The organism is Marinobacterium sedimentorum, from assembly GCF_024267675.1.
Taxonomy (GTDB): Bacteria; Pseudomonadota; Gammaproteobacteria; order Pseudomonadales; family Balneatricaceae; genus Marinobacterium_A; species Marinobacterium_A sedimentorum.
The window spans coordinates 23474-32250 of sequence record NZ_JALDYX010000043.1 but is presented as its reverse complement, the minus strand read 5'-3'; the positions used below and the strand labels follow the sequence as shown (position 1 = coordinate 32250).

Below are 8777 nucleotides of genomic sequence, written 5' to 3'. Positions count from 1 at the left end.
GTTGGTCCCAAATGCAATGGGGGTTTTCAGCAGCACTTTGTCGGCGGCCAGTGCCGGCAGTGCCATCGCAGCAACAGCACTGGCAACGGTGGCGGAAATCAGTACAGATTTTATTGTTTTCATAGGTGCTCCAGATGTTATTGAGTAGCCTGGTTTTCCAGATTGTTGTGCCAGCGACCCGCAGGAGCTGCCGGCGTCATGTCCCACGCAGTGAGATTAATGATTGGGTGTGGCAGCTTTATTGCGCCGTCCAGGCGCCGTCAATGGGCAGCGCGGCTCCGGTGATTGCGGCGGCAGCATCTGAACAGAGAAAGAGAATCATGGCGCCAATAGACGCAGGATCGATCAACGACGGATAGGGGGTTTTAGTGTGCAGCAGGCCAAGCCTGGATTGCTCGATAGAGACACCCTGCTCGCTGGCAAAGGTTTCGATCTGATGATTCAGCAGCGGCGTATCGGTCCAGCCCGGACAGATGGCATTGGCCGTAATACCATTGGCTGCCTGCTCCAGCGCCACCACCTTGGTGAGACCTACAAGGCCATGCTTGGCCGCGCAATAGGCGGACTTGTTGGCCGAGCCGACCAGACCATGCACAGACGCAACATTGATAACGCGGCCCCAGCCGGCCTGCTCCATCGCGGGCAGCACCAGACGTGTGGCATGAAAGGCCGCACTCAGATTGACCGCCAGCACCTGATCCCACTTGTGTACCGGGAAATCGCGGGTGTTGGCGGTGTACTGAATGCCGGCGTTATTCACCAGAATGTCGATTTCACCGAGCTGGGACACCGTAGCGTCAATCAGCTGCTCGACCCCCTCGGCGGAGGCAAGGTCGGCCCCAAAATACCGCGCCTGAACGCCAAATTCCTGCGCCAGCGCCTGGGCAATGGGGTCGCCTGTGCCCTGCTCTTCCAGGCCATGCAGCATGACCTGTACACCGCTGGCGGCGAGTGCTTTCGCCGTGGCCAGACCAATTCCGCTGCTGGACCCTGTCACCAGCGCTATTCGGCTGTCTCGCATGGATGCATCTCCGTTAGATTTTTGTGGGCAAGGAATGGAATTCAGAACGCTTGATCAGGCAAACACGAAAGCACGGCAAGGCTGCGATCGCGGTCGGTTGCTCGGCTGTTCAGGTGGATCAGGTGAAAACAGCAACAGGCAACAAAATGCAGATCGCCCAGGGCAGGCACGGCGGCGGGTGCGGCACGAAACAGGCTGGATAAACCTGTAGGCGGGATGAGTGTCATGACAGTATTCGCATTTTGTTATTTTGCGAACGTACAAAGCAGCACTCGGGCCAAAAATACTAACGTATTGTTTTTATTAAATTAAAATAAATTACGCACTGCCCCGGCTATCTAACTGTATTAATTACTGTACAGATTTTGTCTTGTATTCAAGACAGGCCTGTCTTATTTTCCATACAAACCAGTCAGGCCGAGACAGCAGCAATGGTGCAATGGGACGAAAGGGCGCAGCGGCGCATAAAGACACAGGCGCTGGCATTCTTCACCGAATCCTTCGAGCAGTTCTATGAGCACGCGATCGCGGTGGACAAGGCCTGCTGTGTTACCTGGATCAGCGAGTCCTACTATCGCTTTCTCAAGCTGAAGACATCCCCCATCGGCCAGCACATCAGCAGCATCATCCCCGGCAGCTACCTGCCCGATGTGATAGCCAGCGGCGTGCCAATTTTCCTCGACCTGCTGTATCTGACCAATCAGTGGCTTGTGGTGAGCGTGATTCCACTGCAGGACGAAGAAGGCAATATCGTCGGCGGTTTCGGCTTTGTCGCCAGCGAAAGCATTGATCGTATCAACCCGCTGCTGACGAAATACAACAAGCTGCAACAGCAGCTGCACGACGCCCGCAACAAGCTCGCCCTGGAGCGCAATTCACGCTATCACCTGTCGCAGATTATCGGCCGCAGCGAAGCCCTCCAGGCGGTACGTAAACAGGTTCGCCAGGCGGCACGGTTCGATATTTCGGTGCTGCTGACCGGCGAAACCGGCACCGGCAAGGAGCTGTTTGCCCATGCGCTGCACGATCTGTCGGCGCGCAATGCCGCGCCCTTTGTCAGCCTGAATGTAGCCGCGATACCCGAAAATCTGATAGAGGCCGAGTTTTTTGGCGTTGCACCCGGAGCCTACACCGGCGCCTCGAAAAACGGCCGGGTTGGCAAATTTGAACTGGCCCAGGGCGGCACCCTGTTTCTGGACGAGATTGGCGATATGCCACTGGATCTGCAGGCCAAGCTGCTGCGCGTACTGCAGGAAGAGGAATATGAGCCCATCGGCTCCAACAAACTGAAACAGGCCGATGTGCGGATTATTGCGGCGACCAGTCTTAATCTTCTCGAAATGGTAGAGAGTGGCCGCTTTCGTGCCGACCTTTACTATCGCCTCAGCGCCTTTCCCATACACCTGCCGCCGCTGCGCGAACGCCTGACCGATATAGAAGCGCTGTGTGAAACCTTTCTCGATCAGATTGCCCTCAAGCTTGGCATTCCGGCCAAATCGCTCACCGCAGATGCATTGCAACTGCTCAGCCGCCACGCCTGGCCCGGCAATATCCGCGAACTGCACAACCTGATTGAGCGCGCCTGCGTGCTCAGTGACAGCAGCGAGATAGACGCCACCGATGTTCTGCCGCATTTGCGCCACAGCCGCGCCATATCAATGCCGGCCAGCTCTCCACAGCCCGAACCGCGCAGCTCACTACAGCCGCCGGCGACCCTCGCCGAGGCGACTCTGGCCGCCGAGCGCAGCGCCATTGTCGATGCCCTGGCCTACTGTCAGGGCAGCAAGACTCAAGCGGCAAAAATACTCGGAATATCCCGCGCCAACCTCTACGACAAACTGAAAAAAATCAGCTGAGCCTGAGCAACTGAACCTGGCTGGCGCTATCAGGGTGCGGCATGGCGCCCACAGGCGTCGCTGGTCGGCCCGCCAAGCCAGTTGGAGCCTGAGGCCAGGTCTGCCAGCAGGATTTTCTTGACCGCCGCCGGCGCTGCAAAGGACGAGCCTTTCAGGGGTGGCCAGGGCCTGCGGGGCAGATCATGCGCGCCTTTGTCATAGCTGCTCAACTTCGCCAGCGGAACGTCCGCACAGAGGTCACCATTAAGGTCGTACCCCAGCAACTCCCCGTCTGGCGTGCTTAGCAGCCTGGCAAAGTACGCGGCCTGCTCCCGCCGATCAACCAGCGCATTGTCGCTGACAAAACGGGCCAGTTCAGGTTCGATAGCGCCGACGGTGATCACGCCACGCGCAAACGAAAACGTATTCACCATGCCTCGGCCGCCGTTGCCGGCAATGGTGACCACGATGACGCCAGCATCAACCAGGGCTTCCAGCTCCCGGATAATCGCCAGTGTTGAATTCCAGTTACCGCTCTCCTGGCTCCACTTTTCCAGCGTTGCGAGATAGTGCGCCGCCCGCGAGCGGTGCAGCGGTACTTCGAAGGCACTGATCAGCGTGGACGACTCCCAGGACAGCACCAGCACGTCAACCGGCTGACGCTCAAGGCGGGCGCGAATTTCACGCAGATTCAGCACGATTGAATCCAGCGGATGCATATCACTGCTGATGGGATAGAGGAAAAACGATAACCGTGGATGGGTCGCAATCAGGCGTACCAGGTCACCGTGATAGTACGGCTCCTTGATCTGATCACCATCGAGATCCAGCATGCCGTACATCCAGCGCTGCATGTCCTGCTCCTGCGGCGTCGCCAGGGAGCCGGGCGAGGGGAAAAAGCGATCCACGATCGCCACCCGCGAGTCCGCCTTCGCCTGAGGTAGCCAGAGCTGAATCAGCAGTACGAAAACAATCGATAGAAATGGCATGGCGACCCCGCATGCAGAGGCCATGGCGCTGCAATACGACAGCCCAGGCTCCGACCTGCAGTATAGTCGTGCCCGCTCGCTCACCTTATTACTGGGGCGCGATCATCGCTTAGCTACAGGGGCTCCAGCATACAGGGCAATCCAGACTGGGCCGGAAATTCCAGCCAGGAGACTCTCAACCGAGTCTGGGGTACGGATCACAACATGCGTTACGGCTCCACGGAGGAGCCTGCCTCGCCGGCCCCGGCGCGCTGACCATGACGAAAAGACGCCGGCGTCATACCGCTCCATTTGCGAAAGGCGCGCACAAAAGCACTGGGCTCGGTAAAGCCGAGCATCGCCGCAACCTCCTGCACACTGATATCCGGGTAGTTCAGGTACTCCTGCGCGGCGGCAAAGCGGCTTTGATCCTTCAACGCCTGATAGGTGGTGCCCTCGCGCTCCAGCTGGCGCCGCAGGGTTCTTGATGACATGTTCAGCGCACTCGCCGCGGCAATGATGGTGGGCGGTGGCCGACTGAAATCCCGCCCTATAAGGCCACGCACCTGGGCGCTGACCGAACGGTCGCCATTCACCATGACCATCAGCTGATAGGGTGCCGTACGCAGGAAGCTGCGCAGGGTCTCGGCATTTTGCATCATGGGCATTTCAAGTTGTTCCGCCGGGAAAACCAGGCAATTTTCCGGCCCGTTAAACTCCAGCGGACACTGAAACAGGTTCTGGTAATCATTGAGGTTGGGCTGGGCGGCGAAGGTAAAACCCACTTTTACCAACGGCAGCCGATACCCCAGCATCCAGCTCATAAAGTGATGCCAGATCGACAAGGTCGAGCGAATCAGCCCCGGCGTTTCGTTGGACACCAGACGCTTGACCGTATCGGCGGGCATGGAGCTTAGCGCCACGTAGCGGAACACCGCATTGCTGCCCTCGATATCGATACGGGGCTTGACCGTCGGCCCCTTGCAGATTTCGTAAAACTGACTGCAACGGCGTATCGCCTCACCCAGGGTCGCACAGGTGATCACACTGAAACACATCATGCGAAAGGTGCCATTGGGCATGCGCCCGCCACTGAGCATGCCGAAGGACTCATCCTGCACCAGCCACATCATGCGCTGATACAGCTGCCCGAACTGTTCGGCCGGAAAATCCTCCCGCCCTTCCAGGTCGGCACGGGTCAGCCCGATAGAGCGCAGCAAGGAGCCAACGTCATAGCCTTTTTGCTCGGCATGAACCAGCAAGCTATCAACATAATCAATCGCAACAGCGTCAGACTTTGACATAATCAAGATGACCATAAGCTTGTAACTGATTGAAAATATTACAGGCGAATCATGCGCGGGTACAGCCTTGGGTGTTTTGGAAGCAGGCAGCCTCGGTGCTGCCCGAACTGGGATTAAACATATGGTCCCGGCGGGTTATATACATGAGCGCCTATGCTTCATCATTGGGCCTCTCGGTTAACAAAAGGCCCACTGCGAACGCCTGGTTAATAGCTCAGAGCATCAGCTTGATTGTTGCCATATCCTCATCCGACGGCTTGTGATTGAGATGCAGCAGTATGCGCGCCAAAGTGCGTATCTGGTCGCTGCCACTGTCACTTTCGAGTAACTGCTCCAGTGCGGCCGCATCTTCACTTTTAACCTTGTGCTCTGTCCTGGCCAGGGCCTGGGCGACAATCTTCTCCCCTTCGCTACTGCCGGGATCCTGTGCAATTCTGAGCAACGATTTCTGTGCGGCCTGCGCGGGAAAATGATTGAAGTGGTAAAGAATATTGGCGATCGTTCTGGTCCCAGGCGTATCCGCCAGGCTCACAGGCGTAACCAGGGCGGTAACAACCAGCAGCACCAGCATGCCGATTTTTTTCAGGTACATGACAAATCTCCCTCAAATCGTTTCAGATCTGTAATTTACCTGCAGGCGCCCTGCTTTTCAGCACCATAACCGCTCAAAGGCAAACATTGGCATCGATTACCATGCAGCCGCGGTCACAGGTCGCTTAAGTGTAGCCAATGAAGCACAGTGTCTGGCGGGAACCTATGACGGGGCTGATCGGATCAGGCTGCGTCATTCAACGCAGCCGAATAGAGGCTAAATCAGGAAGTCTAGAAGCGGTAACCGACGCCAAGCATATAGACCCAGGGATCAATATCCACAGATCCGATACTGGCCCCGTTCAGGGTCGCGTCGCTTTCTATATCGATATTCCAGATAGCGGCGTTCACCAGCCACTGATCCTGTACCTGGTAATCGAAACCGACTTGCCAGGCGATGCCCCAGGAATCATCGAGCTTCAGCTTGCCCAGGCTTGAATCCTCGTCGAAAAAAGTCGTGTAGTTAATACCAATGCCCACATAGGGCTGGAACCCGCCCAGCTCAAGCTCCGGCATGTATTGCAGCGAGACTGTGGGCGGCAACTGACTGGCTTCGCCTATTTTGCTGCCGTTGGAGGTAATGTCATGCTTGAACGGCGAGGCTGCCAGCAATTCTATTGCAACCACATCCGACACCATATAGGCGGCGGTAATGCCCAGCGCCGTGCCGTTATCAACGTCGGCGTTCAGCGCATCGAGCGTGCCATGGGGCTTTGCATCCGGCTGGACCGAGGCCACACCCGCACGCAGAATGAAATCGCCAGCCTCATGGGCCAGACTCAGGCTGGACAGCGATGCAAGGCCGACTGCAACAGCCACAGATAAACCTATTTGTTTCATGTACCGACTCCCTTAAAAAAACTGCGGCCATTAAAGCGCCTGCAGTTTGTCGGTACATTGATCTGAATCGTCTTTTACATTAATCGGGCTCTGAAACCCGGCGTTTATTGATGGAAATCAAAAGATCAGCCGCCCTGTACCAGGAAACCTGTGAACAACAGGCGCTCATTCGCAGGTTTCGCAGGAGTTAGCTCACTGGCGGAATGTTCTGATTCATGCGCAGCAGGTTGTCCGGATCATACTGCTGCTTTAGGCGCGCCAGTCGCTGGTGATTGGCACCATAGGCTGCCCCTACCCGGTACTGCTCATCTGCCGTCATGAAATTGACATAGACGCCGCCCATGGCATGCGGCACCAGCGCATCAAACAGCTGCCGACACCAGTCAATACAGCGCTCGTCATCCTCGGCTGACTCCCAGCGTCCGTGAACGTTAATGATAAATTCCGTTTCGCGGTGCGGATAGGCCGTTGCATCCACCGCCTGCCTGTTGGTGGCACCACCCATCTGAGCGATAAAGATCTCGGTCTGATCCGATGGCAACCGCTGACAAAATTCCACCAGAATATCGATGAGCGCGTCTGGCAGCGCTGCAAGATTATGGGACTTCCAGTAATTTCGCGCACCCGGCATCAGCAGAGGATCAAAGGCAGTCTGCCAGTCCACGAATGACTGGCGGCCCACATGCTCACCCACCGGTGTCCCCAGGGTGCGCAACGGCTCAATAAGGGCGTTACCATCCTCCGGATTGCCACTGTAGCAAAGCGCCAATATCAGCACTTCGGTTCCGTGTACCTTTTCAGGCAGAAACGGCAGCGGCGGTGCCTTGCGCATCACGCCCCAGACAGTGAGATTGTCGGGGGCCTGGGCCGCGAATTCCCGATACTGCTGCAGAACCTCGCGCGCCTGGTCCAGCGGGTAGACAATCAGACCCGCCATCACTTCCGGCCAAATACGCTGCAGCGAGAATTCGAACGCGGTGACAATGCCAAAATTACCGCCGCCACCGCGCAACGCCCAGAAAAGATCGGGATTCTGCTGTTTACTGGCCCGCAGGAGCTGTCCATCGGTAGCGACGACATCCGCCGATCTGAGGTTATCTATGGCCAGCCCGAAGCGCCGTGACAACCAGCCGAATCCCCCGCCGAGTGTCAGCCCGGCCACGCCGGTAATCGAATTGATGCCCAGCGGCACGACGAGCCCATGGGCCAGGGTCTCGCGATCGACATCCCCCAGAAGTGCACCGGCGCCAACCCAGGCCGTCGCGGCTGCCGGATCGACACGTACCCAGCGCATCGGCGCAAGATCAATCATCAGCCCGCCCTCACAGACGGCATTACCGGCAATATTGTGCCCGCCTCCGCGGACCGAGATCAGCAATTCGTTGTCCCTGGCAAAATCGATTGCAGCGCGCACATCGGTCGGTGTAACGCAGCGGACTATGAGCCCGGGTCGCTTGTCGATCATGGCATTCCAGATGGTACGGGCCCAGTCATAGTGCGCGGAATCAGCAGTGATCAGCTCACCGCGCAGGGACGCGGCGAAACGGTCGACGACGGACGCATCCAGTTCAACGGCAGCGCCGTCTATTTGGGTTAAACGGTAAGTGGACATAAATACCCCCGAACGGTTTCAGGTGCACATCCATGTCTGAAAAGTTGATGCACTAAAACTTAAGGGGCCGACTGCAGGCTGGCCAATTCAGTTCAAGCTTAGCGCAAGTAATAAGTGCAGCTGGGATCTATACTCATAAAGACGTCAATTGTTCGCGATCGGTGTCACTGGCAAGGCAGTAGCTTACCGCCTCACCTCCGGGGGAACAGCATCATGAGAGTTCAGTTGCTGGTCACCAAAACGGACTTTTCAGTGGCCAATATAGAAAGAGAATTCAGAGACTTGGGGATTGGTTATCAGGTTAATTATCTGGAAGACCACCCCGAACTGGTCAGCCGGCATAATCTTCGGCACTCGCCCAACATACTGATCGACGGCGAATTGGCGTTTCAGTATCAACCCACCGAAACTGAACTCAAGGCCTATTTTCAGAAACTGAAGCAGCGCCATTAGTCGGCTGCGCACTCTTTAGCGGGTCAACCGCGTGCCAGTTAAGACTTAACCGCAGCGCCCGCAGCGTTGTTCTGCGGGCTGCGATCAGAATGCGCAGGCCGGTGCCGCTATAGCTCTGGATAGCGCCAGTGGCACCCTCGCCAGGCTCAATGT

General features: G+C 57.1%; 9 protein-coding genes. 2 read left to right on the top strand and 7 right to left on the bottom strand.

Features of this window, described 5'->3' with window-relative positions:
• Positions 1–238 precede the first annotated feature (238 nt).
• Both MRS74_RS21680 and MRS74_RS21675 read right to left on the bottom strand, forming a co-directional pair.
• Positions 239–1021: a 3-hydroxybutyrate dehydrogenase gene (locus MRS74_RS21680; protein ID WP_254582374.1), complete on the bottom strand. Its 783-nt coding sequence runs from the start codon at positions 1019–1021 to the stop codon at positions 239–241.
• A 41-nt stretch (positions 1022–1062) separates the two neighbouring features.
• Complete coding sequence (locus MRS74_RS21675; protein WP_254582373.1) at positions 1063–1248, bottom strand: hypothetical protein; 186 nt, start codon at positions 1246–1248, stop codon at positions 1063–1065.
• A 204-nt stretch (positions 1249–1452) separates the two neighbouring features.
• Between MRS74_RS21675 and MRS74_RS21670 the strand changes: the two genes are divergently transcribed.
• Positions 1453–2877 carry a sigma-54 interaction domain-containing protein gene (locus MRS74_RS21670; RefSeq protein WP_254582372.1) on the top strand — a complete coding sequence of 475 codons (1425 nt, stop codon included), beginning with the start codon at positions 1453–1455 and terminating at the stop codon, positions 2875–2877.
• A gap of 29 nt (positions 2878–2906) precedes the next feature.
• Here the strand turns inward: MRS74_RS21670 and MRS74_RS21665 are convergent, their stop codons facing one another.
• From MRS74_RS21665 to MRS74_RS21645, 5 genes are all read right to left on the bottom strand, one after another.
• A complete protein-coding gene (locus MRS74_RS21665; RefSeq protein WP_254582371.1) occupies positions 2907–3845 on the bottom strand; it encodes a S8 family serine peptidase in 939 nt (312 codons plus the stop codon).
• A gap of 209 nt (positions 3846–4054) precedes the next feature.
• Positions 4055–5128 (bottom strand): AraC family transcriptional regulator, encoded by a 1074-nt coding sequence (locus MRS74_RS21660; protein ID WP_254582370.1) that lies wholly within the window; start codon positions 5126–5128, stop codon positions 4055–4057.
• Between the two features lie 214 nt (positions 5129–5342).
• Positions 5343–5720 carry a hypothetical protein gene (locus tag MRS74_RS21655; RefSeq protein WP_254582369.1) on the bottom strand — a complete coding sequence of 126 codons (378 nt, stop codon included), beginning with the start codon at positions 5718–5720 and terminating at the stop codon, positions 5343–5345.
• 230 nt (positions 5721–5950) lie between these two features.
• Complete coding sequence (locus MRS74_RS21650; RefSeq protein WP_254582368.1) at positions 5951–6559, bottom strand: OmpW/AlkL family protein; 609 nt, start codon at positions 6557–6559, stop codon at positions 5951–5953.
• Between the two features lie 187 nt (positions 6560–6746).
• A complete protein-coding gene (locus tag MRS74_RS21645; RefSeq protein WP_254582367.1) occupies positions 6747–8171 on the bottom strand; it encodes an FAD-binding oxidoreductase in 1425 nt (474 codons plus the stop codon).
• 213 nt (positions 8172–8384) lie between these two features.
• Between MRS74_RS21645 and MRS74_RS21640 the strand changes: the two genes are divergently transcribed.
• Positions 8385–8624: a hypothetical protein gene (locus MRS74_RS21640; protein WP_254582366.1), complete on the top strand. Its 240-nt coding sequence runs from the start codon at positions 8385–8387 to the stop codon at positions 8622–8624.
• The last annotated feature ends 153 nt before the right edge of the window (positions 8625–8777 follow it).